The organism is Streptomyces sp. 15-116A, assembly GCF_025290915.1.
In the GTDB taxonomy this organism is placed as follows: Bacteria; Actinomycetota; Actinomycetes; order Streptomycetales; family Streptomycetaceae; genus Streptomyces.
In genome coordinates this window covers 1-23,593 of record NZ_JAOCQE010000080.1, presented here as the reverse complement: position 1 = coordinate 23,593, position 23,593 = coordinate 1, and the positions used below count along the sequence as shown (strand labels likewise).

At 70.0% G+C, this 23,593-nt stretch carries 30 protein-coding genes, 1 tRNA gene and 1 pseudogene; 13 read left to right on the top strand and 19 right to left on the bottom strand.

Translation table 11 applies throughout. The annotated features are described in order from the left end of the window. The first annotated feature begins 466 nt into the window (after positions 1 to 466). Positions 467 to 1,123 carry an SDR family oxidoreductase gene (locus N4P33_RS15835; RefSeq protein WP_260827255.1) on the top strand — a complete coding sequence of 219 codons (657 nt, stop codon included), beginning with the start codon at positions 467 to 469 and terminating at the stop codon, positions 1,121 to 1,123. Positions 1,124 to 1,234: 111 nt separating this feature from the next. Then, positions 1,235 to 1,909: a DUF5701 family protein gene (locus N4P33_RS15830; RefSeq protein WP_260827254.1), complete on the top strand. Its 675-nt coding sequence runs from the start codon at positions 1,235 to 1,237 to the stop codon at positions 1,907 to 1,909. Between the two features lie 15 nt (positions 1,910 to 1,924). Here N4P33_RS15830 and N4P33_RS15825 read toward each other — a convergent pair whose 3' ends face one another. The 5 genes and pseudogenes from N4P33_RS15825 to N4P33_RS15805 form a co-directional block, all read right to left on the bottom strand. Further along, entirely contained in the window at positions 1,925 to 2,140 is a 216-nt protein-coding gene (locus N4P33_RS15825; protein WP_260827253.1) for a hypothetical protein, read from the bottom strand. Between the two features lie 245 nt (positions 2,141 to 2,385). Further along, positions 2,386 to 2,624 (bottom strand): annotated as a pseudogene (locus N4P33_RS15820) (cation transporter); the annotation flags it as partial. 7 nt (positions 2,625 to 2,631) lie between these two features. Further along, positions 2,632 to 3,387, bottom strand: coding sequence for a class I SAM-dependent methyltransferase (locus N4P33_RS15815; RefSeq protein ID WP_260827252.1), 756 nt, complete (start codon positions 3,385 to 3,387; stop codon positions 2,632 to 2,634). A 40-nt stretch (positions 3,388 to 3,427) separates the two neighbouring features. Then, the gene (locus N4P33_RS15810) at positions 3,428 to 3,670 is read right to left on the bottom strand and encodes a hypothetical protein (protein WP_260827251.1); all 243 of its coding nucleotides are present in this window, start codon (positions 3,668 to 3,670) and stop codon (positions 3,428 to 3,430) included. Positions 3,671 to 4,526: 856 nt separating this feature from the next. After that, positions 4,527 to 4,608: transfer RNA gene (locus N4P33_RS15805), tRNA-Tyr, on the bottom strand. A gap of 235 nt (positions 4,609 to 4,843) precedes the next feature. On the opposite strand from N4P33_RS15805, the gene N4P33_RS15800 reads away from it, so the two are divergent. Beyond that, positions 4,844 to 5,332, top strand: coding sequence for a YajQ family cyclic di-GMP-binding protein (locus tag N4P33_RS15800; protein ID WP_260827250.1), 489 nt, complete (start codon positions 4,844 to 4,846; stop codon positions 5,330 to 5,332). 19 nt (positions 5,333 to 5,351) lie between these two features. Here N4P33_RS15800 and N4P33_RS15795 read toward each other — a convergent pair whose 3' ends face one another. Together N4P33_RS15795 and N4P33_RS15790 are read right to left on the bottom strand one after the other, a co-directional pair. Next, positions 5,352 to 6,710: a site-specific integrase gene (locus N4P33_RS15795; RefSeq protein WP_260827249.1), complete on the bottom strand. Its 1,359-nt coding sequence runs from the start codon at positions 6,708 to 6,710 to the stop codon at positions 5,352 to 5,354. Further along, positions 6,703 to 7,416: a hypothetical protein gene (locus N4P33_RS15790; protein WP_260827248.1), complete on the bottom strand. Its 714-nt coding sequence runs from the start codon at positions 7,414 to 7,416 to the stop codon at positions 6,703 to 6,705. The genes N4P33_RS15795 and N4P33_RS15790 overlap by 8 nt, the downstream gene beginning before the upstream one ends. Here N4P33_RS15790 and N4P33_RS15785 point away from each other — a divergent pair, their 5' ends adjacent. The 6 genes from N4P33_RS15785 (at position 7,417) to N4P33_RS15760 (ending at position 11,394) form a co-directional block, all read left to right on the top strand. Beyond that, positions 7,417 to 7,581, top strand: a complete 165-nt coding sequence (locus tag N4P33_RS15785) for a hypothetical protein (protein WP_260827247.1) — start codon at positions 7,417 to 7,419, stop codon at positions 7,579 to 7,581. Positions 7,582 to 7,614: 33 nt separating this feature from the next. Then, positions 7,615 to 7,830 (top strand): AlpA family transcriptional regulator, encoded by a 216-nt coding sequence (locus tag N4P33_RS15780; RefSeq protein WP_260827246.1) that lies wholly within the window; start codon positions 7,615 to 7,617, stop codon positions 7,828 to 7,830. Between the two features lie 125 nt (positions 7,831 to 7,955). Further along, the gene (locus N4P33_RS15775) at positions 7,956 to 8,354 is read left to right on the top strand and encodes a hypothetical protein (RefSeq protein ID WP_260827245.1); all 399 of its coding nucleotides are present in this window, start codon (positions 7,956 to 7,958) and stop codon (positions 8,352 to 8,354) included. 3 nt (positions 8,355 to 8,357) lie between these two features. After that, positions 8,358 to 8,645 carry a hypothetical protein gene (locus N4P33_RS15770; RefSeq protein ID WP_260827244.1) on the top strand — a complete coding sequence of 96 codons (288 nt, stop codon included), beginning with the start codon at positions 8,358 to 8,360 and terminating at the stop codon, positions 8,643 to 8,645. After that, a complete protein-coding gene (locus N4P33_RS15765) occupies positions 8,642 to 10,789 on the top strand; it encodes a toprim domain-containing protein (protein ID WP_260827243.1) in 2,148 nt (715 codons plus the stop codon). The genes N4P33_RS15770 and N4P33_RS15765 overlap by 4 nt, the downstream gene beginning before the upstream one ends. A 239-nt stretch (positions 10,790 to 11,028) precedes the next feature. Then, positions 11,029 to 11,394, top strand: coding sequence for a hypothetical protein (locus N4P33_RS15760; protein WP_260827242.1), 366 nt, complete (start codon positions 11,029 to 11,031; stop codon positions 11,392 to 11,394). Positions 11,395 to 11,464: 70 nt separating this feature from the next. Here the strand turns inward: N4P33_RS15760 and N4P33_RS15755 are convergent, their stop codons facing one another. After that, positions 11,465 to 11,812, bottom strand: coding sequence for a hypothetical protein (locus N4P33_RS15755; RefSeq protein WP_260827241.1), 348 nt, complete (start codon positions 11,810 to 11,812; stop codon positions 11,465 to 11,467). 249 nt (positions 11,813 to 12,061) lie between these two features. On the opposite strand from N4P33_RS15755, the gene N4P33_RS15750 reads away from it, so the two are divergent. The 3 genes from N4P33_RS15750 to N4P33_RS15740 all read left to right on the top strand — a co-directional run bounded on the left by N4P33_RS15750 (position 12,062) and on the right by N4P33_RS15740 (position 14,440). Beyond that, positions 12,062 to 12,619 (top strand): hypothetical protein, encoded by a 558-nt coding sequence (locus tag N4P33_RS15750; protein ID WP_260827240.1) that lies wholly within the window; start codon positions 12,062 to 12,064, stop codon positions 12,617 to 12,619. A gap of 601 nt (positions 12,620 to 13,220) precedes the next feature. Continuing rightward, positions 13,221 to 14,096, top strand: a complete 876-nt coding sequence (locus N4P33_RS15745) for a helix-turn-helix domain-containing protein (RefSeq protein ID WP_260827239.1) — start codon at positions 13,221 to 13,223, stop codon at positions 14,094 to 14,096. Then, entirely contained in the window at positions 14,093 to 14,440 is a 348-nt protein-coding gene (locus N4P33_RS15740; protein ID WP_260827238.1) for a hypothetical protein, read from the top strand. Before N4P33_RS15745 ends, N4P33_RS15740 begins: the two co-directional genes overlap by 4 nt. A gap of 8 nt (positions 14,441 to 14,448) precedes the next feature. Here N4P33_RS15740 and N4P33_RS15735 read toward each other — a convergent pair whose 3' ends face one another. The 6 genes from N4P33_RS15735 to N4P33_RS15705 all read right to left on the bottom strand — a co-directional run bounded on the left by N4P33_RS15735 (position 14,449) and on the right by N4P33_RS15705 (position 18,719). Continuing rightward, entirely contained in the window at positions 14,449 to 14,691 is a 243-nt protein-coding gene (locus N4P33_RS15735) for a hypothetical protein (RefSeq protein ID WP_260827237.1), read from the bottom strand. Positions 14,692 to 15,393: 702 nt separating this feature from the next. Beyond that, entirely contained in the window at positions 15,394 to 15,858 is a 465-nt protein-coding gene (locus N4P33_RS15725; protein WP_260827235.1) for a hypothetical protein, read from the bottom strand. Between the two features lie 87 nt (positions 15,859 to 15,945). Continuing rightward, a complete protein-coding gene (locus N4P33_RS15720) occupies positions 15,946 to 16,794 on the bottom strand; it encodes a helix-turn-helix transcriptional regulator (RefSeq protein WP_260827234.1) in 849 nt (282 codons plus the stop codon). After that, on the bottom strand, positions 16,791 to 17,531 hold the full coding sequence (locus tag N4P33_RS15715) for a DUF6879 family protein (protein WP_260827233.1): 741 nt from the start codon (positions 17,529 to 17,531) through the stop codon (positions 16,791 to 16,793). The genes N4P33_RS15720 and N4P33_RS15715 overlap by 4 nt, the downstream gene beginning before the upstream one ends. Before the next feature lie 160 nt (positions 17,532 to 17,691). Further along, positions 17,692 to 18,111: a hypothetical protein gene (locus N4P33_RS15710; RefSeq protein WP_260827232.1), complete on the bottom strand. Its 420-nt coding sequence runs from the start codon at positions 18,109 to 18,111 to the stop codon at positions 17,692 to 17,694. Then, the gene (locus N4P33_RS15705) at positions 18,108 to 18,719 is read right to left on the bottom strand and encodes a DUF433 domain-containing protein (RefSeq protein ID WP_260827231.1); all 612 of its coding nucleotides are present in this window, start codon (positions 18,717 to 18,719) and stop codon (positions 18,108 to 18,110) included. The genes N4P33_RS15710 and N4P33_RS15705 overlap by 4 nt, the downstream gene beginning before the upstream one ends. A 92-nt stretch (positions 18,720 to 18,811) precedes the next feature. On the opposite strand from N4P33_RS15705, the gene N4P33_RS15700 reads away from it, so the two are divergent. Further along, positions 18,812 to 19,210 (top strand): hypothetical protein, encoded by a 399-nt coding sequence (locus tag N4P33_RS15700; RefSeq protein WP_260827230.1) that lies wholly within the window; start codon positions 18,812 to 18,814, stop codon positions 19,208 to 19,210. A 275-nt stretch (positions 19,211 to 19,485) separates the two neighbouring features. Here the strand turns inward: N4P33_RS15700 and N4P33_RS15695 are convergent, their stop codons facing one another. The 5 genes from N4P33_RS15695 to N4P33_RS15675 form a co-directional block, all read right to left on the bottom strand. Beyond that, complete coding sequence (locus N4P33_RS15695; protein ID WP_260827229.1) at positions 19,486 to 21,582, bottom strand: FtsK/SpoIIIE domain-containing protein; 2,097 nt, start codon at positions 21,580 to 21,582, stop codon at positions 19,486 to 19,488. 84 nt (positions 21,583 to 21,666) lie between these two features. Then, a complete protein-coding gene (locus N4P33_RS15690; RefSeq protein ID WP_260827228.1) occupies positions 21,667 to 21,867 on the bottom strand; it encodes a hypothetical protein in 201 nt (66 codons plus the stop codon). 2 nt (positions 21,868 to 21,869) lie between these two features. Next, entirely contained in the window at positions 21,870 to 22,178 is a 309-nt protein-coding gene (locus tag N4P33_RS15685) for a hypothetical protein (RefSeq protein WP_260827227.1), read from the bottom strand. Beyond that, positions 22,175 to 22,348, bottom strand: a complete 174-nt coding sequence (locus tag N4P33_RS15680) for a hypothetical protein (protein WP_260827226.1) — start codon at positions 22,346 to 22,348, stop codon at positions 22,175 to 22,177. The genes N4P33_RS15685 and N4P33_RS15680 overlap by 4 nt, the downstream gene beginning before the upstream one ends. Then, positions 22,345 to 23,593 (bottom strand): hypothetical protein (locus tag N4P33_RS15675; RefSeq protein ID WP_260827225.1); only part of this gene is annotated, 1,249 nt, incomplete at its 5' end. The genes N4P33_RS15675 and N4P33_RS15680, both read right to left, overlap by 4 nt.

Below are 23,593 nucleotides of genomic sequence, written 5' to 3'. Positions count from 1 at the left end.
AGGTGGCTCGGGCGGGCCGGGTGGCTGGGGCAGTCGGGTGGCTCGGGCGGGCCGGGTGGCTCGGGCGGGCCGCCCAGTCACCGGGTTGCTGAGGCGGTCCGGGCGGTTCAGGTGTTCTGGCGGTTTCGGCGGTTCAGGCTCACCGTCTTCGCGTCCCGGCCGGGCGTCCTCGCGGTGCCGGCGGTCCTCGCGGTGCGAGCGAGGCCTGGTGGTTCCAGCGGTCCGGGCGGTCGTCTGCTCCCGGCAACCGTCCTGGCGGTCCGGGCGACCCTGGTGGTCCGGGCGGTCGGCCTGGTTCCGACAGCGTCGGTCCTGCGGTCCGGGCGGACCTCGTAGTGCCCACGACCCTGGCGGTCCGGGCGTTTCAGGCGCAGAGCGCGGGGTGTTGGCGGGATCCGGCGGTGTTCGTGCGGGGCGTTGCGGTGTCGTGCGGCGGATGTCGGTGGCCGGGCGTACGGTCGAAGGCATGCGCATTGTCATCGCTGGTGGTCATGGTCAGATCGCGCTGCGGCTGGAGCGGCTGCTCGTGGCACGCGGGGACGAGCCGGTGGGCCTGATCCGCAAGCCCGAACAGGCCGACGAGCTGCGTCAGCTGGGCGCCGAACCGGTCGTGCTGGACCTGGAGTCGGCCTCGGTGGAGGAGGTCGCGCAGCAGCTGGCCGGCGCGGACGCCGCGGTGTTCGCGGCGGGGGCCGGTCCGGGCAGTGGCGCGGCCCGCAAGGAGACGGTGGACAAGGCGGCGGCGATCCTCTTCGCCGACGCGGCGGTTCGCGCGGGCGTACGGCGGTTCGTGATGGTGTCGTCCATGGGCGCGGACCCGGCGCACCGGGGCGAGGAGGTCTTCGACGTCTATCTGCGGGCGAAGGGCGAGGCGGACGCGTACGTGCGCGGCCTGGACGGGCTCGACTGGACGATCCTGCGCCCCGGCCAGCTGACGAACGACGCCGGCACCGGCCTGGTCCGTCTGGAGGCGCACACGGGCCGCGGCCCGATCCCCCGCGACGATGTGGCCGCCGTGCTGGCGGAGCTGGTGGACACACCGGCGACGGCGGGGCTGACCCTGGAGTTGATCAGCGGTCACGCACCGGTGTCGGTGGCGGTGAAGTCGGTGGCGGGCGAGTGAGGTGGTCGGTGCGTCCGGCGGTGTGAACGGGCCGGCGGCGGAGGGGAACGTTCCGGAGAGGGGCCGGCGTTGATCCGTCGACCGTTGGAACCCGACCCGCCTGGGAGCGCCGTGCCCGAGACCACACCCGTCACTTCCACTTTCGTCCCCGGGCTTCCGGCCCTGAGCGCGCAGGCCGAGCGGCTGATCGAGCTGGGGGTGCACGAGATCGCCGGGCTGCCCGCTGATCAGTTCCGTTCGTTCGCCAAGGCGGCCGAGGCGCCCGAGGGCGCCTCGGACACGCTGCTCGCCGTGCACCCGGACGTGGCCCCCGCCTCGGCGCTCGCGCCGCTGCTGTGTCGTGAGGGCAAGCCGGGTTTCGTCGTCACCGACATGCCCGACGTCGACGACTTCGCCCCGCTCGACACGGTCACGCTGCCCGACGGCCCGCTCTACCTCCTCACCGGCGTCGACCGTGGCGATCGCATGGCCAACTGGAGCCCGGACGAGGCGCTGCCCGCGCTCACCGCGGAGGCACGCACGCCGATGGTGCTCACCGAGGGCATCCACTGGGTGCTCCAGCAGCCCGAGGCCCTGGAGCGCAACCACTGCTTCATGACCATCGGCTCCCGCCTCCGCAAGGCGAACGGCACCCTGGACGCCCGTACCCCGGCGATATGGATCAGCAACGGCACGGGACGGGACGGCCGCGAGCGGCGCAACGCCCCCAAGGTCGGCTGGTGCTGGGCGGGCAACCGGCACACCTGGCTGGGCTTCGCCTCGGCGACGGGACGGACGGCCGGTTGAACGCCGGGCGTCCGCCTAGAACAGCGGCATCTGGCCGGGGAACTCCGGCACGGCATACCCGTCGAGGGAGCGCTGCTCGGGCCCGGGCAGCGCCCGTCGGCGGGATCCGGGACACGAGGTGAGGTCCCCGGTCTGCCGCGCGCCGGGCGGATCATGACGCGCGTACCGCCCGGCGACGACGGCGATCTCGCGACGGCACTCGGGGCAGAGCCTGCGACGGGACGACGACATGCGGCCAGTGTGCCCGGCCCCGGACCCACCGCAACGCGCCCCCACACGAAGAGACCCCCTCCTGGGAAAGCTGAGCCGGCAGATTTGCAGCGGCCAGCATTGGCTGTCATTGGTAGAGCTCGGGCGCCGGGCAAGCCTCCACCGCCCCCTCTGTGCGTCCGGCAGATCCGCTGGCCATCGTCCGCCGCTACGAGGACGAACCCGCCGGAACTTCACCGGCCAGAAATCCGATGGCTCAACGTCTATACGGAAAGGACGGCGGAGAGGTAGGTGCAGAGCAGGGTCTGCTTGGAGTCGGCGACTGCGGTCGCGGATCCAAGCTCGCGTCCGGCCTTGCGCTGAGCGGCGGACAGGAATGGCGTGACCGCAAGCGACAGAGCGGCGATGACGATGCCGGGGGTGGAGTGCTCGGCTTCACCGGTGCCGGTCAAGGGCCCGGATGGCGTCGATGGTGACGTAAGACGAGGGCGAAGAAGGAGAGAGCCCGGTGCCTATACCTTGCCAGCGACCACCATGTAGTTCTCGGCCTCAAGATCGAACGTGCTCACTTCCGTCCGGAGTCCGACCCGGTGCAGCTCGACTTCGAGTTCCTCGTACCGGTAGGGCCAGCAGGACAACAGTTCCGAGCGGACAAGAACCGGCCCAGTCGCATCAACTTGGGCGATCGCAATCTCGATGTGGTGCTCATCCTCCCAATGCGGCGCAATCTCCCAGCGGTAAATTACGACGGCATCGCGACCGTTTCGTCGGACGAGTCGGTCCCAGACGTCCAGCCGGGAACCTCTGGCCCTCACCAGTTCCCAAGTGCGGGATGTGAGCACCAAGCGCCCGCCAGGGCGCAAAAGCCGTGACATCGACTCCAGAGCAGCACCCCTGCCTGTCGCGCCCGCGGCATGGTGAAGCGAGTTGCCAACGCAGAACACCATGTCGAACGTGCCATCCTCGAAATGATCGGGCAACTCTTCCCAGTTCGCCCGCTCGGCCCGGACGGAGGCCCCGAACTCCTCAGACAGCTCTGCAGTCCGGCGAACCATCGCTTCGCTGGCGTCAGTTGCGACAACCTGCATGCCACGACCGGCGAGGCCAACCGCCAACTGTCCGGTTCCGCACGAACAGTCGAGGACGTGAGCTTTCGACGGCAGGAGACTGAGCACGCTATCGAACGACGCAGCGAACTCGGCGGGAGGCAACTTTGCATCCGAGATCAGCCATTCGTACACCTCGGCAAGCACGTCATATTGCGTCACAACCACTGTCTCCGTCACACAGCAGACTCACGGCGGGACGTCAGTCCATCAAAGGAACAAGCCGGGCGCCAATGGTTTTCGCAAGGACATCCCCCGCACGCCGCGGATAGCGCGAGCTGATCCGCTCGGTAATTCGCCGTGGCTTTTCAGTCCGATGAAGAGAACATTTCGCTCGCAGCACTTCGAGGGCCGCCTCGTAGTGTGCTTCGGCCAGAGCAGGTTCCGGGCGAAACGGCTTGGCCGGGACCATCGTCTTCATGGGAACGATCTTCTTGCGCTCCATTGGAACGCTGTAGGTGGCAGCGTCGGGAGCTGCTGCTTCAGGCGCTGCGATGTCCGGGAGGTGGCGGCGGAAAGTGGTGTTGCTCAGCCCGAACTCGCGGGCCAGGGCGAGGACGGTGGGGCGCTTGCCATGTCGGTGGCCGTTTGGCGGAGCCGGGTCAAGGCCGCGCGGACCCGCGCTTCGGATGGGAGGTCGGTGCGGCGGGTCACGAGGGCTCCCGGGAAGCATTCCAAGAGCTACACCGTCAAAGCACAGGCGGAGGGCCGCCGCTCGGAACTGATGGCCGCTCTCCGCAAAGGCGAGCAGTTCGACGTGGAGACGGGCCCGCCGGCCTCCGCACTCCGGGCACTGAACGGCTCCGTTACCTGGTACGAGCACACCCGGGCGTACGTCGAAGGCAGATGGGACCGCCTCCCGCCGACGCCCTCGCGACCATCACGACCGCGCTCGTGAAGACCACGGCCGGCCGCCTGGCCACCCGAGTGTTGCGTAACGCCCTGTACGGGTGGGCGTACAACAAGCTGCCTTGTTCCCGTCCGAGGTGGCTTCGCCGGCCGTACGACCTTCGATGCGCCGGGGTCTCGTTCTGGCTTCTCCGGTGTCGACCCCATGGAGGTGGCGCGCGGAGCTGAACACTCCGTAGCCGTGCTGCTACGGGTCTGAGCGAAGGTTCTCGCGCAGGCTCAGGACCGAGCGAACCGCCAGATCGAGGCCGGCCTGCGGGAATGGGACGGAGATCGCCCCTCCCCCGGGGGACGCCTGGGGGACGCACGCTGATCAGAGCCGGGCCACTCCCGAGACGGAAAGACCCCCTCCGTGCTGCGTTTCCGCAGTTCGGAGGGGGTCTCCTCAAGTGTGGCGGCGCCAGGATTCGAACCTGGGAAGGCTGAGCCGGCAGATTTACAGTCTGCTCCCTTTGGCCGCTCGGGCACACCGCCGGGGTTGCTGCCGTCGAACCGCTTTTCGGCGGTGCTCCGTGGCAACGACGTAAACAATACCCGATGGACAGGGGTGCTTCGCCACCCGATTGATCGCCACCCGGAGGCCGGGGGGTGGCTAGGCTTGTCCGGATGCGGCCCGGGATCGTTGACGGCCTCGACGGCCGCGCCAGGTACGCCGGTACGCATCCGGTTCGCAGCCCGATACGCACCCCGATACAAGGAGCCACAGGACATGGCCGACTCCAGTTTCGACATCGTCTCGAAGGTCGAGCGGCAGGAGGTCGACAACGCCCTCAACCAGACCGCCAAGGAGATCTCGCAGCGTTACGACTTCAAGGGCGTGGGTGCCTCGATCTCGTGGTCCGGGGAGAAGATCCTCATGGAGGCGAACTCCGAGGACCGGGTGAAGGCTGTCCTCGACGTCTTCCAGTCCAAGCTGATCAAGCGTGGCATCTCGCTGAAGGCGCTGGACGCGGGCGAGCCCCAGCTCTCGGGCAAGGAGTACAAGATCTTCGCCTCCATCCAGGAGGGCATCTCCCAGGAGAACGCCAAGAAGGTGGCGAAGATCATCCGCGACGAGGGCCCCAAGGGCGTGAAGGCGCAGGTGCAGGGTGATGAGCTGCGCGTCACCTCCAAGAGCCGTGACGACCTCCAGGCCGTCATCGCCCTGCTGAAGGGCAAGGACTTCGACTTCGCCCTGCAGTTCGTGAACTACCGGTGACCTGAGTCGCTGACCTGCACTATCCGGAAATGATCTCGACGCGAGGGCACAACGCGGGCACATCGCCGAGGACGGCCTCTACGGCTGCCCGTGTCGTGTCCTCGTCGTCGGGCCACAGATGGGTGTAGATGTCGAGCGTGATCGACGGCTTCGAGTGACCGAGCCGCCGCTGAACCGTCTTCACGCTCTCGCGGTTCTTGATCAGCGCTGAGGCGTAGAAGTGGCGCAGGTCGTGCATGCTCGCCCCGTCCGGCACGCGCACGGGCGCGGGCTCCTGACCTTCCGGCCGGCCGCGCTGCACCCATGCCGCGTACGCCTCGGCGTACTGCTTGCTGAGGGCCTCGTTCGCCCGCTCCTCCATGCGCGTCCACACGTGCGACCAGCTGGCCCGCTTGATGACGTCGCCGCGGTCCGTCGTGAACAGCAGGTGCGCCTTCCGGCGCCGAGGCTTGCGCGGGTCCGTGCGGTCCTCGATGTCCACGGCAGCCGCCGGGTACTGCTGAAGGTGCGCGGCCAGGGCGTCGACCGCGAGCCCGACCAGCGGCACGGTGCGGTAGCTCTCGTGGGTCTTGGGCTCGCCCAGGTACGGCTCTGGCGTCTCGCCCTCGTCGGCGTCGGCGCCCTTGTCCGGCACGATGAGCTGTTGGCGCACCGTCACCTCGCGGCGCAGGAAGTCGATGCAGTCGACCTCCAGGCCGAACACCTCGCCCTGCCGCAGCCCGGACGCCACGGCCAGCAGGATCATGGCCCGGTACCGGGGCGGGGCCGCCTCGATCAGGGCGCGCACCGCGTCCTTGTGCAGGGGCACGATCTCCGGGCGGCGCACCTCGGGCAGCTTGATGCCGGCGCACGGGTTCACCGCGATCGTGCGGTCACGTACGGCCGTGTGCATCACGGTCACGAGGTAGGCGAACGTGATCCGCAGCGTGGACGGGGCGAGGACCTGCGACCGGTCCTTGACCCACGCCTGCACCTCCGACGGGCGGATGGACACGATCGGCCGGTCCCCGAACGTCGGGTAGATGTGCAGCCGTAGGGCCCGCTCAACGCGCGAGGCGGTGCCGCTGCGATGCACGGCCGAGGTGCGCCAGCGCTCGGCGACCGCGCGGAAGCTCTCCTTGCCGGCCGCCGGGTCGACGTACAGGCCGCGGGCGAGGTCGGCCTCGATGGTGGCCGCGCGGGTGTCGGCCTGGCTGCGCTTGGCGAAGTTCTCCTTCTGCTGCTTCCCTGCCGCGTCCCGCCAACGGACCTGCCAGCGCCTTCCCTTGCCGTGGTCCTTGCTGGGCACAAGGGTGCGCGTCTTGCTGGAGTGCTCGGTGCACGGCTCGGCGCCCTTCGGCGGGCGCGAGAGGTGCCACCGGTCGTATACCTCAGCCACTGCCGCCCCCGTTCTCGCGCATGAAGTGGACTACTCCCTGTTCGTCCTTCACGATCTTGTTGCTGGGGCGAGGCTTGTCCCGGCGCTTCTCGTGTTCCCGGATAGCGGGTGCCAGCTCATCCAGCAGCGCCCGCGTGATGTGTCCGCGGGCGGCCTGGAGGGCGCGCGGAGTCGTAGGCGGGTCAGGCCGCTCAGCAAGCCGGGCGTCCCGCTCCTCCGTTAGCCCACGCCCCCAGAGTTCGCGCGCTGTATAGGCGACGTACTCCGGCGTGGTGTCGAGCCGCTTGGCGGCCTTGGTCTCGGCTTCATCTGGCGAAGCAACGTACGCGCTCTCCGCCCCCCAAGGCAGTTCTTCGTACCGCCCTCGAAGCACCTGCCTAACCTGCCGCGCCTTTCTCACGATGCCCGCGTAGTGCCACGGCCCTGGGGCCGGCGTCTCCCCTGGGTTGTATCCCTCATCGAGGAGGCGTCGAAGTTCCCTGCCCTCGACGGCGATCTCGTCGGTTAGCCAGGTGGTCTCACCTGGCCCTGGCAGAAGGTCTCGGAGTGGCGTGCTGTAGATCAGGGGCAACAGCAGAAGCTCAGGCGCGGATACCCCGCGCTTCCCCTGCTCGATCTGCCCGACCGTGGGGCGGTGCCAGGGGAGCCCGAAGAGTCGGGCTTTGCGTGCGATGTCCTCTCGGGTCGCTTCCTTGCCCTCCCGCACTTGCTGAAGACGCTGGCCCAGTTGAACGCCGAACGGCGCGCCACCTTCCCCAGCTTCGTCGGCCGTCAGGCCCTGCTCGGCGTCGCCGCCGCTCCGCGCATCAGGCTGCATGAAGAGAACAGTACGGTTCGCTTGAACTCGGCGGCAAGTGATGGCAAGCTTTGAAGCGAAGGATTCATTCTCTTCATGAGGAGCGGTATGCCCCGCGCCAGCCTTCCCCAGGTCACCGACGCTCAGCGTCGCAAACTGGCGACAGCTCAGGAACTCGCCGACTACTGCGGCGTGCCGATCGGCACCGTCTACCAGTGGGCCAGCCGTGGCGGCGGCCCTCGCCTGATCAAGGTCGGGCGCCACCTCCGTGCGCGCTGGGACGACATCGAGAAGTGGCTCGACTCTCAGACGATCCAGGCATGAGAACGGCCCCCAGCAGGTGCGCCAACACCTAGCGCCGGGGGCCCAACGTCCACCCAACGACGAGAGCCCGGGTCGCCTGCCAGCGATAGATCCCGGGCCCCTCGTCTCCTTCGAAGGAGAACGTCATGGCCCAGATTAAGGCCACCGCCGTTAAGAACGCCATCGCGCCCATCGACCTCACGCCGACCGGACGTGTCCCGGCCATCGTCGCCCAGGCCGCCACCGCCGAGCCCGTCGACCAGCCCGCCGGCGCGTGCCCGCGCTACCGCGACTGCGTCGAGACCGGCCCCCACGACCACCACTTCAACCACAACATGCGGGTCCACTCGGACGGCGGTGACCTCCTCCTCGACGCCGGCATGGCCGCCTACGAGGGCGACGACGACCGGCCCGTGGTCTACCTGAGGGGCGAGGACTTCGGCGACGCGGCCTCGGTGCACGCGGCGACGGCGCGGCTGCGCCAGCTGCTGGACGAGGTCGACCGGATGGCCGCCAGGGTGTTCACCGACCACGAGCGCGGCTGAGTCATGACCCGCCGTACGACGCAGGGAAGCCCCGACGCCACCACGGCGCCGGGGCGACCCCGCGCCCCCGGCCGGTGGCCCGACACCGGCACCCCTGACGAGATCGGCGCCCGCTACGCCGCGCTCATGCGCGAGCGGGCCCGTCGGGTCCTCGTCCTGCAGTCCATCCGAGCAAGCCTCCAGGAACAGCCCAGCGTGCGCGCCGTCACCGCATGCGCGCGCCGCTGGGTCGCCGACGTCTTCCGCATCGCCGAGGACGTCGCCAAGAGCAAGCGGGAGTCTCGTCAGTGAGAGCACGTGACCGCGTCCTCGACGCACTCAGCAGCCGCGGGTGCAGCGTGCGCGGGAAGTCGGCGCAGTGCCCGGCCCATGAGGACCGTTCCCCTTCGCTGTCCATCGGACGGCGCAAGGACGGCAACGGCGTGGTGCTGAACTGCCACGCCGGGTGCGCGCCCGAGGACGTCGTCGCGGCCCTCGGGCTCACCATGCAGGACCTGTTCGACGAGCCGTTGGAGAAGCGCGAGCGGCCGCAGGTCGTGGCTCAGTACCCGTACGTCGACGAGCACGGCCAGCTCCTGCTCACCGTGAAGCGGCTGGAACCGGGCTACGACGGACAGCGCAAGACGTTCCGCCAGTACGCCCCGGACGGGAAGCCGAAGGTGTCCGGCATCCGACGCGTTCTGTACCGGCTTCCCGAGGTGCTCGCCACGGCGAAGGCCGGCGGCACTGTGTTCATCGTCGAAGGGGAGAAGGACGCCGACAACCTCGCCGCTCAGGGCGCCTGCGCCACCACCAGCATCGGCGGTGCCGGAAAGTGGAACGACGCCTACACCACAGCCTTGCGAGGCGCGGGCGAGGTCATCATCATCCGCGACCGCGACGACCCCGGCCGCCGTCACGCCGAGCAGGTCGCCGCATCGGTCCGAGCCGCGGGCATCGCCGTACGGATTCTGGAGCCTGCGAAGGGCAAGGACATCTCCGACCACCTCGCTGCCGGGCTTGGGTTCGACGATCTTCTGCCGTACGACGAACACCAGGACGACTTCGAGCAGACTCCCGAGGGCGACGCCGACGCCCCCGCCGAACCCGAGGACCGCCTGCCGAGCGCCTTCTGGAATGCCACGCCTGCCCTTCGGCAGATTCGGCAGATGGCACACGCGCGGCGCGCCTCTCCGGATGCTGTCCTTCACGCCGTCCTCGCCCGCACCGCAGCCATGGCCGACCCAACCGTCCGCGTCGACAACGGTATTCACCAGCCCTCGACCCTCGGTTGGTACTGCGGTCTGTTCGGGCCACCCGGCAGCGGCAAGGGCAACGCCGAGAACACCGCCGAGGAACTCACCCCGTTCCCCAACATCGACCTCGCCTACATCGACATCTCCACTGGGCAAGGCCTGATCTCCGCCTACCTGGACTTGAAGATCGAGCCCGACGGCGACGGCGGAAAGAAGAAGACGCTGGTGCAGGCCAGGACGCGTGGCTACGCCCTCGCCACTGAAGGCAGCGTGCTCGACGCAATGGCACAGATGTCGGCCGCCGCCACGCTGAACGGCGTGCTGTGCAAGGCGTGGATGAGCGAGCGGCAGGGCACTTCGAACGCGGAGGTCGAGCGTCGCCGCGTCCTCCCCAAGGGCGCCTACGTGCTGTCCATGTCGCTCGGCGTGCAGGAGGAACCCGCGGCCAAGCTGCTGGAAATGGGGTCCATCGGCCTGCCGCAGCGCCTCGCCTGGGCTCACGCAACGCTCGGTCCCGACACCCCGAAGGAACGGCCGGCCACGACCGGGCCCCTCAGTGTCACGACAAGGGACGGGCAGGATGTCCCGGTCACGCACTGGGTGGCCTACCTCCGCAACACGACCATTCCGGTGCCCGCCGAAGTTACGCAGGAACTTGACGAGCTCGCACTGGACATCTCCTTCGGTCGTGGCAGTGACTCACCGTTGGACACGCACGAGCCTCTGTGGCGACTGAAGTGCGCAGCGTTGCTCACCCTGCTGCACGGGCGTACATCGATCGCCGCGGAAGACTGGGACAGAGCCGCCCTGATGTGGCGCGTCTCCACGAAGGTCCGCGACCGCGTTCAGGCGGCGGCACAGCGGCGGCTGCAGGCCGAGCTGGATGCACGCCGCGCCGAGGCCGTACTGACGGCCGTGGAGTCTCAGGCCGCGGTGTACGAGGTCGTGCACGGCGTGCACCCGTCCGTCGTGAACGTCGCCAAGCGCGCCTACCGGTACCTCACGCGCAAGGGCGGCGAGATCCCCGCGCGTGACGTCAACCGGGCGTGCGTGGCGAAGACAGACCGTGAGAAGTACCGGGCGTCTGGCGCGACGGATCCGCTGTGGCCGACAGCGCTTCAGTACGGGTGCGAGCAGGGGTGGCTGGTGCTGCTGGAGGACGGTGCTCTGATCACCGCCGGATCGGCCGCTCCGGAGTAGCGGTGCTTACAGAGGGTGCTGTCGGAATGTCGGAAGCGTCGGAAGGAAACTTCCGACAGCCTCCCGTCCTAATAACGGACATCTTTAGACAAACTACTTCATTTGAAAATCGCGTTACACGCGAAGCCGCAGGTCGACTTGCGAACCCCTGTCGGAAACCCCCGCTTCCGACAGGGAAGTTCCGACACCACGAAAAAGTCACGGCGGGTCACCCCTGCCCCTTCTGAAACGGAGCCCACATGAACGCACGCAAGGCACGACTCAAGCGCGCCGCCGAACGCGCCCGCACCCAAGCCGCCCTCGACGCCATGGCCAGCGCCACACCCCAACTCGTAGGCAGCCACGGCGGACACGACTACTTCAAGGTCGGTGACGCCCTGGTCCTCGTGCCCGTCCTGCTCGACCGCTACCCGCCCGAGTTGAAGGCTGCTGTCGACCGTCGACGACGAGCGTCGCTCACTGGCAGCTGCGACTGCGGCGGAGGCCGGCGCCTCGACCGTAAGAGCCGCGTCGTCCACACCCATGAGAACGACTGCCCGGCAGCCGACGACAACCTCAACGCCATCGCAGAGCAGTACGGGCTCGCCTTCGACCGGGTGTTCTGATGGCTGACGCGGGGCCCGCCCAGCATGCCACCGGGCCCGGTTCGTCTTCGGACGTCCGGGCCCGGTGGCGTTACAGCTCCTCGGCCTTCAGCGCCAGGCGGCGCAGCACCTCCGCCGACGACACCTCGGGATCGTGGCGGTCGTGCTCCTCGGCCAGCTCATGGAACGCCAGGGCGAAGGCACCGAACACCCGGTATATGACCGGCCCCATCTCCCTGCCCACCAGGGCGCCGATGTCCTGCAGGGAGGCGCCCGGGGGAACGGTGATCTCGGTGCGCAGCACGTCACCGAGGAGGCTGTTGAAGGCGGAGTCGTGGCTGTCGTCCTCACGCTCGGGGTCCTCGAGGAGGCTGCGCTTGTACTCGCCGGCCTCGGTGAGTACGCCGATGATGCGCTGGATGATCTCGCTGTCGTTCATGGCGGTGAGCCTACGAGCAGGGTCCGACAGCGGAAGCGGGCGGAAGCGGGTCCTCACGCGTGAGCTGATCATCTTCGTGTGACGGGAAGGGGGTTGCTCCTTGTGACGACGTATCCAGCGCGGTGCCCCGCCCGGCAGGTCAACGGGCGGGGTTGTGCCATGCCTGCGGGGTGGCGGACGAATCATCCGGGGTTCGGGAAGTGCCGGGGCCATGGTGGTGCTCAGGCTCATGTTCAGGAGGTGTGGAGGATGGCGGAGGAAGAGGCGGCGGGGCGGCAGGTGACGCCGCAGGAGGCGCTGTTGGGGCTGGTGCGTACGGCGTACGGTCGGGCGGCGTATCTGGATGAGGTGGTGAAGGAGAAGCTGCAGCGGCATGCGGAGGCGGGGGGTGATCCGTTTGATCCTCCGAGTGAGCTGGTGCGGTGGCTCAGGCAGTCGCGGGATGAGCGGGTGGCTGCGACGCGGACGGCGAAGGCTGCGGTGGACGCGGGTGTGATGCAGGCGTTGGAGCGGCGGCTGGATATGGAGGGGCAGGTGGTCGCGGACACGCTCGCCGCGGTGTTGGACGTCCTGGACCTAGACCAGGAGCAGCGGGTGCTGGCGTTGACGGCGGCTCAGGCTCGCCTATCAGGTGAGCCGTTGCCCGAGCGGCCGGCGCCTGCTGCTGCTTCGGTCGCCGAGGAGCCGGTGGATGCACAGGCCGCGATGGAGGACACGTTGCGGAGCCTGGTCGCTGACGAGCCGGGGGTGGATGTCGAGGCGCTGCTGCGTGAGGTCGACGAGGAGGAGGGCCGTACGGATGGCTGAAGAGACGGAGGTGCGGCTGGCGAAGATGCGGCGGGCCTTGGCGAAGCTGCGTCGGGAGGGTCGGCTGCGGGAGTTCGACGCGGTGGCGGAGGCGTATCAGGCGTTGAAGCGGCAGCAGATGGAGCGGGCGGAGGAGGAGCGGCGGGCGGAGGCTCGGGCTCGGCGTGCTCCTGCGCCTGCTGTGCGGCCGTCTGGCGGGGCGCGGCGGGTGTGGCGGTTGCCCCGTGGGTTCGCGTCGCCGCTCGCGGCGCAGAGGGCGGCTCAGGGCTTTGAGCGTGAGCCGCTGGTGCCGGACTCGCGGCGGCCGGCGTTGAATCCGTGGCGGGGTTCGCATCCGATGACGGATGTGGTGTGGCGTCCGGGTCGGTGACGTACGGCGGCCCGCCTGCCGGGTACCGCGCCAGCAGACGGGCCGTGCGGCTCGCCCTGTGGCCGACGAAACCGGGCGGGCCGTGTGCTTCACGTCGGGTGACGGGCGCGCCAACAGGTGGCTCCGGCGTGAAACCTTCTATTCAGCGGTTCGAGCGTAGCGCGGGTTCCTGAACCCTGGTTCCGGAACCTCCGGAACGATCTTCGCTGAGGCGGTTCTACCGTCCGCGGCATGGACGATCTGACTGCGGCGGCAGCCGCTTCCTGGCTCGGGATCACCGAGGAAGCCGTACACAAGGCCGCCCGTGAGGAGCGTCTGCCCGTGGTGGCGGGGGAGGGCCCGCGCCGGTTCACGGTGGAGGCGCTGGAGGCCTTCCATCAGGCGCGCGTGACGGGGCATATCGCGGCGCTGGCGCAACTCCGGGAGACGCCGGTGTCGGCGGCGCGGAAGGTACGGCGGGCGCTGGACGCCAAGGAGACCGGGGTGCCTCGCCCGTTCTCGGCGAAGCTGAAGGCCATGCCGATCCAGTGGCGGTCGCTGTTCTCGAAGGCGGAGCTGGCGGCGGCGTGCGCGCAGGACGGCTGCCGGTGGTGCAAAGCGCGGGAGTTCGGAGAGTTCTTGGGGCTGCGGCCGGTGGAGTTCAGCGCGGCGCTACAGGCGCTGTTCGGCGCAGATCCGTGCGGGGAGTGCGGTCCGGCGTTGCTGCGCCCGTATCTGGACGTTCTGGCGGCTCGGGTGCACGCGGGTGACCGGCGCCCGCCGGGGCCGCCTCCGCGGCCGTCTGAGAGCGAGCGGGAGCGTGCCCGGGAGTGGGCTGCTCAGCATGCGGTGACGGCCGCTGCGGCCCCGGTGGAGGGCGATGACGGTAAGGGCATGGTCCAGCGGCGGCTGAAGGAGACCCGGGCCCGCCTGAAGTCGGCGGAGCGGGCGGGTGACCGCACGTACGCGGCGCAGCTGAGGCAGACTCTGAGCGCGCTGACAGTGGACGCTTCCCGGGTCGACGGGCGGTCGTCGCTGACGTCCCGGCCGGGGGTCCCGCGGTGCGGCCACGCGCTGGCGGCCAGCTGCTCGTGCCCGCGGATCGCGTCGAAGCGGGCCACGTCGTGAGCGGCGACCGCGAGGAGATCCTCGCCGCCGGGCGGGCCGCAGTCGTCCAGATCCAGCAGGCGTTCGACGCGGCCCTCGAGGACGTCGTGCGCAACGTCCGTGAGAGGACCGGCGAGCAGCTGCTGGTGCGGCGGCCGGGCGTGCTGGACGCGCGCTGGCTGGACCTGGCGCAGATGTCGTGGCAGGCCTCCAACTTCGAAGCTGCGGTGCGGCTGCTGCGCCCGGTGATGGAGCACAGCGACCGCACCCTCGGGGCGGTGCTGAAGACCGGCGAGGCGATCCTCGTGCGGGACGTGACACGGCATCTGGTGGAGGCACGCGTGCTGCCCTCTGCTCGGGGGTGACGCACCGGCTAACGCACCGTGTGCCAAAGGTCCGGCGCCCGTCCCCCTCCGGGGCGGGCGCCGGCGCCTTTCTGGCGGACGGCCAGGCCGCGTTCCTCCAGCTCCCGCAGGACACGATGGACGTGGCGGGCCTCGCCCGTCCAGAACGGGGCCATGGCCTCGATCAGGCCGGAAACCGTGGCAGGGATGGGCTGCTTGGCGAGGGCGGCGTACGCGAGGTCGCGGAGCGTGAGGTAAGAGACGGTCGTCATGCCGTCGATGATGCGGTAACACGAAGGCCGCCCGCCCTCGTTCGCCTGGGGGGCGTGAGGACGGGCGGCGGTTGGTGCGGTGGCCGCCCCGCCACGGGGGATGCGTGAGCGGCCACTCGTCCCGCGACCGGTGCTGTCGGTGACGCTACCGGGAACGGGGTCTTGGGAGTTGCCGGTCAGCGCCGGCACCCTTCCGTGATCAGTCGGCGTAAGACGACGCGGGTCACACACTCAGCGAGTCGGCCGCGGCCACACGTGGTGCAGTGCCTGCTGTGCGCAGCCAGGGCATGGAGCGCCTCCGTCCGCACGCACCTGGTGCAGCCGCGGGGGAACCAGTGCGCATCCCCTCCGCCTGGTCGGATCCGTGGGCCTAAGTCGTGGCCTGTGCCCGTGGGCAGGTGGATGCCGCACCACACGCACGTGACACCCCGCATCTGCAGATCGGTCAGCAGGTTCGTTCGGGGCACTGGCAGCAGGGCCAGCGCTGACGCGTGCGGGCGGGGCGGGGCGGTCGTCACCGGCTGCTCCCGTGGGGATGGTTGCGAATCCCGACGTTGCAGTCGGAGACCCGGGACAGGTCACCGCTGGCCCTTGCCGTCGAGCGTCGACGGGCCAGCGCCTGGCATCGCGGGCAGTCCGCAGGGGGCTGGGGTTCCTCGAGCGGCATCCCCAGGAGGGGTGGCTCTTCCAGGGACAGTTGCTTCATTGCGGCGCCTCCGCGAGGTGTCTGCGCCCGCCGGGCCCGAATGCTGCGGCGAGGACAGCGGGATCGGTGAGGTGGCCCGTACCGTCGGGGCTCCACAGCCAGTGCAGGTGCTCGACCTCGCGGCCGGCGGGCGGGCAGCGGAGTATCCAGCCCGGCGGCTTCACCGTCACCTGCCGGACGTCGTCCAGTTCCGCCGCGGCCTCAAGGGGAACCAGCCACCAGGACCTGTCCCGGTATGGGTCGATGAGGACAGGGCCGCGCTGCTGGTCGCGGATGCGGCTGGCGGCGGGCAGGCCACGCGTGACGGTCGACTCGGCGACGAGCCAGCGGGTACCGGAGACGATCGGCGCGAGAGTGTCCGCGTGCCAGGCCTTCCACACGGTGGCCGGGTGCGCGTGGCAGTCGGCGAGCCACGCGTCTCCGGCCGCGTACCGTGCGGCGAGCCGTGTCGGTTGGGGCATGACCGGCACCGTAGGCGGGCCGATTGCGGGCGTGGGCGGCGATTGCGCGGGATTGCGCGCACGGTGCGGCGGCTTGCCGCGGGTTGCTTACGTGAGGTCGAGAGAGGCCCGTGCGCGGCCGATCAGACGCCGTGCCGGTGGCCCGTACTCGGCGGCCTCCGCCAGCCACTCCCACGCCCGCTCATAGAGCTGCAGGTCCTCGTCGCCGGTGAGCCACAGTTCCTCGCTGATCGTCTCGACGATGACGAGACGGCGGTCGTAGATCCAGAAGGCGTGCGGGGCGGTGCGGCGCAGCTGGGTACCGAAGGGCAGGATGCCGACCTCGATGCGACGTTGCCCGACGAGGTTGTACAGGCGGTCGAGCTGCTCCGCCATCACGTCTACCGGGCACGCGCGGTGGTACAGGGCGGCCTCGCACAGCAGGAACCGGAACGTCTTCTCCGGGTCGTACAGCGCCTCCTGGCGGCGCATGCGGGCCTCGACGGCCGCCTCGGTGGTGGGTGGGATGCCGCGGAACTCGGCGTTGGTGTCGAAGATGACGCGCGCGTACTCGGGCGTCTGGAACATGCCGGGGATGCGGGAGACCTCGAGGCCGCGGATGAGCTTCGTCGCCTCGGTCTGGCGGACGGCGATCTCTTGGCGGCCGCGGTGTCCGCCGGCCAGCTGGCGGCGCCACGAGCGGTGGCGCTGCTTCATGTCCAGCGCGGCGAGCAGCCCGTGCAGTTCGGTCTCGGCGTCGGGCCGGCCGATCGCGCGGGCCCATGCGGTCAGATCGGCGCGCGTGGGGGTCTGCTTGCCGTTCTGCAGGCGGGACACCTTGGAGGTCTGCCAGCCCAGCTCTGCGGCGAGTGTCTTGCCTTCGAGACCGGCCTCGGCGCGCAGCTCGCGCAGGCGCGCGCCGAGGGCTTCCCGGGCGGTCTGGAAGTCGGTGGTCACACGGTGGAAGCTACCCGCTCCGCGAACGCTCTGGCAGGCACTGCGTGGTGCCAGGCAGCGTCCCGGGCCTGGCAGGCGGCGAGCACCTCGGCGGGGTCCTCGGTGACGTACACGCCGAGGGTGGTGTCGTCCTCGTCGAACGCGAACCGGGCGAGGATCTTGGAGTCGAACAGCCAGAAGTCGTAGTCCGGCAGACGCAGGTCGGTCGCTTCGCTGCGGGTGAGGTAGCGGATGTCCTCGCCTGCCTCGATGTTGCTCGGGGCGCGGGCGAGGAGGAACTCCTGGCCCTGGGTGAGGGGCTCGTCGGCCAGGCGGACGCGTTCGAACCGCTTGCCCTGGTCGACCTGCGTGCGGACGTTCTGCCGCCACGCGTTGGCCGGCTCTGCGGCGACGTCCTCGCCGGCGAGGAAGCGGGGCCAGAGCGGGGAGTTGCGGTCGGTCGCGTAGCCGCGGCGGGTCTCCAGCCGCCAGGCGGTGTGCCGGAAGTCGCGGAACAGGTGGCTGATGGTGGAGAAGGGGTGCAGCTCGGGCGCGGTGCTGCGGGGCGCGTAGCGGGTGAGGAGGCTGCGGGGTACGCGGACGAACGTCTCGGACGGCTTGACGTCTCGGAGCTGTACGAGGTGGGCGGGGTCGGTCTCCCGCTCGCCCTGGACGAGGATCTCGTCCGTCTCGGGGATCTCGTACAGGGTGGGGCAGTCGCCGTCGTCGCTGGTCGTGCCGAGGAACCTGAGCGTCATGTGGCCTCCGCATCCTGAAGTCGGGCTCCCAGGATGCGGACATATGCGTGGTCGCGCCCGAGGATTGCACCAGATTGCGGGTCTGGCCGGGGCCACGGGGATTGCTCGCAACCGGTACCGCAGAGCCGGGGCTGTGGGCGAGGCAGTGGCTCTGTCACGGCTACAGGCTCAGCGGGTTGATCCTGACTCGCTGTCCGGCCTGCTGGGGGAAGTTCACGACGCGGAAGGAGTGGGCGCCGGTCACTTGGGACAGCGCGTCAAGAATGTGAGGCATCGCGGCGAGGTAGGCGGACGCTGTGGCGGCGATGAGCTGCAGTCCAGCCGCGTCTGGCTCTCGGTGGCCGATCCAGTGAAGGCCGGTCTCTATGTATGCCGCTCGTTCGTCGCGGTTGGAGAGTTGATTGCGGTCCTGGGTCATGATGGCGTCGAAGCCGCGGTCTTTCACTTCCCGGATGAGGTCTGGGTCGAGTGTGCCGCGGAGGCCCTCGTCGTGTGCTGACGTGAACTCGTGGCGGAAGAAGACTGTGCGCAGCGGGGCGAGGACTGCCGGGGATTCGTTCTCGTCGAGGAAGAACTTCACGCTGCCGTCCTGCGGAGCTGAATTACTTCCGCGTGGAAGTCTGCGGCATCCGACGCGGCGGCCTGGGTGACGCTGGGGTAGAAGCGTTCAATGTCGCGGGGAGGAATGCCGCCTTCGACGAGCTTGGCGATGGTGTCGTAGGCGACTCGGGTGCCGGCGACAGTGGGCCATCCGCCGAGGCGCTGCTGCTCAACCTCGACGTGTGGCCGGGGGTGACGGAAGTCGACGACACCTCGACCCTGCAGATTCGTGAATGGGGCGAAGGCGTCCTCGACGCTGAGGAGGATTTCCTGGCCTGGACGACGGACGAGGTCGATTGCCCGGTCGTGCTCCTTCAGAAAGACGGTGTCGCCGTCGGTGAGAAGCGTGTAGCGGGAGGGGTGCTGTGTGAGATCCCAGTCCCGCATCGTGTTCACGGCTTTTCGAATGCGCTGCAGGGGCACCTCTGCACGCAGACGGACGAACATTCGCAGAGCCACGAGATCACGAAAGGAGTACAGCACGGGGTTGCTCTGCACCTCAGGCTGGAGAAGATCCTTGCGCCAGCTGGCGAGCTGCCACACTGACGCGCCGGTCAGCGCAGCCGTCAGGTCCACAGGGAATCCCATGGCGTCACCTCCTTCTGGCCCGACTTTGCCAGAACCTCGTTCTCGCCGTCGAGTCCGCCGGGGAGGCGGTGGGCCGCGCCTAGGCTGACCGCATGACGAACGGATCAACGGATCGAGTCCTGCTCGACTTCATATCCCTGGTAGACGCTGACGACTACTTCAAGGTTGTCGTCGAGGTCCGTGCTGGCGGGGTCAGCTATGTGGGACGCCTCATCAGTGAGGTGGCCTACCGGCAGAGCATCACGGACCTGGTGTGCAAGGGGAACGCTGCGCCGACAGCGGAGGTCTATCGGCAGTACGTGCGCGCGGCGGAGGAGAAGCGGGCGGAGAACGAGCGGCGTCTGGCAGGTCGGCCTCATACGCCCGTGCCTGAGATGCCGGAGGCGCTGCACATGCAGGTCGGTGAGGGCGAGTCGGTCAAGATCTGGCGGCTGAGTCTGGAAGCCGTGGAGGCATGGACGCTGTTGGAGGTCAGCGTCGACGTCGCCTAGGGGCATAGACGCTGGTCGCCCTGGGGGGAGATCCCGGGTCGAGCAACTCAGACGGCCCCCGAGGACGGGCAAAGTGCCGTCTCTCGGGGGCCGTCGTCGTGTGCGGCGGTATCGGAGCGGAAGCATCTCCGAACGCCGCTCTCACGGGCGGGAACCCGGGTTCTGCAGCGAGCCCGAAACCCGAAACTTCCCAGGCCAGCACCGATATCGGGGGCGAAACCGGTTTCGGATCAAGGTGAAACCACGAGCTTGATCCGAAACCGGCATCGCGACCCCTACTCGCCGTCCTCGGCGGCCGGAATGTCAGCCCACCGCAGGCCCTTCGCTCCACCGCAGCACTCGCGGATGGTGAGCTGCCGGGTGTTCACCTTGAACGGCTTCAGCGCCGCGCTCAGCGCCGTCGACGCGGCGGCCGCGTCCATCTCCGTCCACGGACCGTAGACGTCGGGCCGGAAGCGGGCGAGGGCCTCCACCAGGCGGTGGGAGTGCACGGCTTCGGCACCGTCGGGCCAGATGGCCCGCAGGTGGTCCACCACCGTCTCCACGTCCAGCTCCTCGACAGCTGCGCCGATGGACTGCCCGGACAGGGTGCCGGCCGCCGTGCGCAGGGCGAGGGCGCGCTTGGCGATGTCCTCGGCTTCGGTCTGCTTGATGAACGCGGCGCGGACGGTGAGGCCTTCGCGGCCGCGGGCGAGGATGCCGGTTCCCTGCTCGTCGACGCTGATGTCGGTGGCGCGCAGGCCGCGGTCGTAGGCGCCGGTGCCGAGCACGTTGTTGTTGGCCCGCCAGTCCATGACGGCGAGGCAGAGGCGGGTGCCGACGGAGCTGGACACGCTGGTGGGCAGGCTCGGGGCGTCGGGGTTCTGGGTGAGCAGGATGAGGATGATGCCGTAGGCGCGGGCCTTCTTGATCAGGCGGGTGGCCAGGGCTGCGGCCTCGTCCTTGTAGTCGGGGTGGGTGAACAGCTCCTGCACCTCGTCGATGACGATGACGCGCGGCCCGAGCCGCTGGTCGGGGTACTTTTCCGCCAGGGCTCGGGTGACCTTGCGGCCCTCGGGCACCTCGGAGGCCGGGAGGGAGCGGACGAAGGCGGCGCGGCGCTGGTACTCGGCGATGCCGGAGCGCATTCCGGCGAGGGCGGCTTCCAGGTCCTCGTCCTCGTCGCCGGACACGTACCGGTGGCAGACGGGCTTGACGGAGTCGAGGTCGCCGGAGCCCTTCAGTTCGTAGATCCACAGTTCGGCGGTGGGGTCGAGGGCGACGCCGAGGACGATCGCGAGGGCGCAGCTCGTCTTGCCGGAGCCGGGGATGCCGCCGACCAGCAGGTTGGAGTACATGAGGGTGATCTCGACGAGGTTGCCGCGCGGGTCGAAGCCGAAGGGCAGCGGCTCGTACACGTCGGCCTGGCCCTCCTTCATGAGTGGCCACAGCTTCCGGCCGGCCTTGGCCGGGTCGCGCTGCGCTACCCACAGGACCAGGCGGCCGGGGTGGGCGGTGCGGTCGGCCTCGGGCCACACGGTGCTGATGGGGCGGCGCATGGCGGCCGCGAGCGCGGCCCGCTTCTCCAGCACCGCGGTGGCCTCCACGCCCGGGGGCAGGTCGACCTCGGCGCGCCAGCCGGGTCCGTCGCGCATCACCTCGGAGGCGAACTCGACGCCGCGGCGGCCCTTCTTTCCCTCGATGCCGATCGCGGCGAGCGCGTCGAACACCTCCGTGCTGTCGAGGCGCCGCAGGACGTTGGTAGCGACGTAGCGGGTGACCAGCGGCTTGTCGCCCTTCTTGCCGAACAGTCCGAGCAGGGCGCCGGCGCCGATGGCGGCCGCCATGGTCCAGCCGGGCACGAGGAACGCGGCAACGGTGGTGGTGATGGCCGTGGTGGTGGCGACGGCGATGGAGGCGATGCGGCGCGGGCGGACGCGGCGGGAGTGCTCCCGGGACAGGGACAGCCACGCCTCGATGTCCGCGCTGGCGGCGGCCTTGGCTTCGACGGGGCGGGCCTCGGTGTCGGCGACCCACTTGCCCCAGCGGACGATGAGCCGTCCGGCGCCGCGCGGTGCGCGCATCAGCAGGCGAGCGAGGTAGACGGGGGCCCGCAGCGCGTGGAAGGCGGTGACGTGCGCGTAGTAGCTCACGGTCCAGCGGGTGGCGTCGATGAACTCGGCGGCGTTCCGCAGGAAGGTGGGGACGACGGGCGGGGCCTCGGCGAGGTAGGCCTGCTTCTCGGCGATCCACGTGCCCGCGGGCGGGGTGTCTTCGGGCGGGTCGACGGGTCGGGGTTCGGCGTCCTGGACGACGTCGATGATGGTCTCGGTGAGGGGGCCGTAGGCGGGCTCGGGCGCGTCCTTGTGCAGCTGGACGACGTTGTTCGACATGCTGTGGGTTCCTGCCTCTTCAGTGGGGCTGGGAGCCCGGGGCGGCCGGCGAGCCTGGCAGCGGACGGCCGCCCCGGGGCACGGCTACTTCTTCTTCCGGGCGTTCTCGCGGGCCGCCTTCTCGGCGGCCTCCCTCGCCAGGGCCTGCTCGCGGATCTTCTCGACGCGGTTCTCAAGCCTCTTCGTGCCCTTGCCGCGGGCCTTACGCCGCTGGATACGGGCGCCGAGCGCGACCACACGGGCCAGCTCGCCGAGGTTGTGCGGGTCCTTGCTGGTGAACGCCATGGTCACTTCCCCTTCTGGTAGTTGGCCCACATGCCGCGGAGTACGAGCAGGCAGGCGGTGGCGCAGGTCGCGCCGATGGCGATGGCTACGGCGAACAGCGCGCCGACCAGGCCGACGGAGACGACGACGCCTCCGATGACGAGCCACTTCGTGGCGTTGAACTCCTGCCTCTGCACGGGGGCCGGCGCCTGGGGCTGCTGTTGGGCAAGCAGCTGCTGCGCGGCGAGGATCGCGGCGATCTGCCGGACCATCTCCGAGTTGTCCGCGGCTTCCACCGCGTCGCGGGCGGCGCGCTCGAGGTCGTCGCTCACCGGGTCCACCGCCCCACGACAGGGAGGTACGGGCGGGCGACGGCGCCGAGGACGAACACCACCAGGAGCGGCTGGGACACCAGCACGACGACCACCGACACCACGGCGGCGAGCACAGCGGGAATGGTCAGCAGCAGCCCGAGCAGGGCACCGAGGATCAGCCACTTCATGACGCCCCCTCGGTGACCACTTCGCGGCGCAGCTCGGCGGCCTCGCGACGGGAGAGACCGAACTCTTCGCGGAGCCGGTCGATGGTCACCGGGCGCCGCGTCGACTTGACCAGCTGCCGGTTGAGCGCGCGGGCCTTCCTGCGCAGCTCAGCCGGGCTGAGAGCGATCACCTCGGTGACCACCTCCCGGACCGTCTCAGCGGGTACCGAAGCGGTCACCTTGCCGTTCAGGTCCGAGCCTTTGAACGGGTCCCAGATCGTCGCCGACTCCAGCGCCGGGACGACCACCGGGGCGGCCTGCGCCGAGGGCTGCTCGATGGGCACCCAGCGCTCGGCGAAGTGGTCGAGCCGGTACTGCTGTCGGGACTTCTCGGTGACCACCGTGGCAGGCTGCGGGCGGGCGACGATCGGCAGCATGCGCACCCCGGCTGGGACCACCTCGGGCAGCGGACGCGCGGCCTCGATCGCGGGCTGCGGTGCGGCATCGACGCGCCCCACAGTGAGCTCCGCGGGCTGCCACGGCGAGGGCAGGTCGACGGTGGCCAACGCGGCGGCGTGACGGCGCGCAGCGAGCAACTCCAGCAGCTTCACCCGCTGCTCGTCGGACGCGCCGGCCTGTGCCTTGCCGACCGCGACGGACAGGCGACGCGCCACCCGGGCGCGGCCACGGGCCTTCGGCCCCATCTCGGCGAGCCTCGCCGCCAGGGCGACGGCCTTCACTGTGGCGCGGTCGCGGGTGATCTGCTCGGCGCTGCGGTCGCGGACGGCGAGCCCGAGCCGGGACAGCAGCCGCTCCCGCAGCTCCCGGGCCAGCAGGGCGGGCAGGCTGCCCGACCCGGTTCCGGGTCGGGTGTGCCGCAGCTCGATGCCCATGGCGAGGTGCCAGAGCAGGGCAGCGAGGACAGGGCCGACGACGGCACGGACGGTGCCGCCGACGATCCCGGACTCGGCATAGGCGGGGATGACCTGCACGCCCGTGATGACCCACACCAGGACACCCGGCGTGCCGGGCGCGCCTTGGGTGCGCAGGTTCTGCCGGGCCATCAGGGCGCAGGCGAACAGGGCGAGCTCGGCGGCGGCGAACATCGCGGCCCGCTCCGTGGTCGACGCCATGTCGAGGCTGTGCTCGGCGAAGCGCCAGCTGGTGTCGGCGCTGTACGCGGTGCAGGCGAGGGCGGCGAGGGACGCGACGAGGACGGCGGCCGGGGTGCGGCGCGCGGCCTGGCGGCCGGCCACGGCGAGCGCG

Bases quoted from the DNA above. Each gene is read 5' to 3' on its own strand.
- N4P33_RS15835 (WP_260827255.1), top strand. From the start codon at position 467: ATGCGCATTGTCATCGCTGGTGGTCATGGTCAGATCGCGCTGCGGCTG.
- N4P33_RS15825 (WP_260827253.1), bottom strand. From the start codon at position 2,140: ATGTCGTCGTCCCGTCGCAGGCTCTGCCCCGAGTGCCGTCGCGAGATC.
- N4P33_RS15810 (WP_260827251.1), bottom strand. From the start codon at position 3,670: ATGGAGCGCAAGAAGATCGTTCCCATGAAGACGATGGTCCCGGCCAAG.
- N4P33_RS15800 (WP_260827250.1), top strand. From the start codon at position 4,844: ATGGCCGACTCCAGTTTCGACATCGTCTCGAAGGTCGAGCGGCAGGAG.
- N4P33_RS15780 (WP_260827246.1), top strand. From the start codon at position 7,615: ATGCCCCGCGCCAGCCTTCCCCAGGTCACCGACGCTCAGCGTCGCAAA.
- N4P33_RS15775 (WP_260827245.1), top strand. From the start codon at position 7,956: ATGGCCCAGATTAAGGCCACCGCCGTTAAGAACGCCATCGCGCCCATC.
- N4P33_RS15770 (WP_260827244.1), top strand. From the start codon at position 8,358: ATGACCCGCCGTACGACGCAGGGAAGCCCCGACGCCACCACGGCGCCG.
- N4P33_RS15760 (WP_260827242.1), top strand. From the start codon at position 11,029: ATGAACGCACGCAAGGCACGACTCAAGCGCGCCGCCGAACGCGCCCGC.
- N4P33_RS15755 (WP_260827241.1), bottom strand. From the start codon at position 11,812: ATGAACGACAGCGAGATCATCCAGCGCATCATCGGCGTACTCACCGAG.
- N4P33_RS15750 (WP_260827240.1), top strand. From the start codon at position 12,062: ATGGCGGAGGAAGAGGCGGCGGGGCGGCAGGTGACGCCGCAGGAGGCG.
- N4P33_RS15745 (WP_260827239.1), top strand. From the start codon at position 13,221: ATGGACGATCTGACTGCGGCGGCAGCCGCTTCCTGGCTCGGGATCACC.
- N4P33_RS15735 (WP_260827237.1), bottom strand. From the start codon at position 14,691: ATGACGACCGTCTCTTACCTCACGCTCCGCGACCTCGCGTACGCCGCC.
- N4P33_RS15725 (WP_260827235.1), bottom strand. From the start codon at position 15,858: ATGCCCCAACCGACACGGCTCGCCGCACGGTACGCGGCCGGAGACGCG.
- N4P33_RS15715 (WP_260827233.1), bottom strand. From the start codon at position 17,531: ATGACGCTCAGGTTCCTCGGCACGACCAGCGACGACGGCGACTGCCCC.
- N4P33_RS15705 (WP_260827231.1), bottom strand. From the start codon at position 18,719: ATGGGATTCCCTGTGGACCTGACGGCTGCGCTGACCGGCGCGTCAGTG.
- N4P33_RS15700 (WP_260827230.1), top strand. From the start codon at position 18,812: ATGACGAACGGATCAACGGATCGAGTCCTGCTCGACTTCATATCCCTG.
- N4P33_RS15695 (WP_260827229.1), bottom strand. From the start codon at position 21,582: ATGTCGAACAACGTCGTCCAGCTGCACAAGGACGCGCCCGAGCCCGCC.
- N4P33_RS15690 (WP_260827228.1), bottom strand. From the start codon at position 21,867: ATGGCGTTCACCAGCAAGGACCCGCACAACCTCGGCGAGCTGGCCCGT.
- N4P33_RS15680 (WP_260827226.1), bottom strand. From the start codon at position 22,348: ATGAAGTGGCTGATCCTCGGTGCCCTGCTCGGGCTGCTGCTGACCATT.